Source organism: Pseudoalteromonas sp. SIMBA_162, from assembly GCF_046535955.1.
Taxonomy (GTDB): domain Bacteria; phylum Pseudomonadota; class Gammaproteobacteria; order Enterobacterales; family Alteromonadaceae; genus Pseudoalteromonas; species Pseudoalteromonas marina.
The window spans coordinates 1-243 of the sequence record NZ_JAWJBQ010001009.1; the positions used below are offsets into that span (position 1 = coordinate 1).

1 protein-coding gene is annotated in these 243 nt (G+C 67.5%); it reads right to left on the reverse strand.

Features of this window, described 5'->3' with window-relative positions:
* On the reverse strand, nt 1-243 hold a 243-nt coding region (locus tag R0J88_RS22760; protein ID WP_410901286.1), incomplete at both ends, for a hypothetical protein.

A 243-nucleotide genomic window follows, 5' to 3' on the forward strand; every position in this document is an offset into this window, starting at 1 on the left:
GCGTCATCGTCACCGATGTCGTGCACGCTCTTGACGCCAGTACGGCGCAGGGTACGCGCGTCGTCCAGGGCCTGCAGCTGGGCACGGGCTTCGTCTTCAATGCGCTGGTCGAGGTCGGCCAGCTCGGCGGCGTAGGCCGGGTCGTTGGCCAGGCGGTCGGCGCGGTCTTCGAGGTAGCGCATCAGGTCGTGGCTGAGCTTGTCGGTACCCTGCTTGGAGATCGCCGAGATCACGTAGACCGGG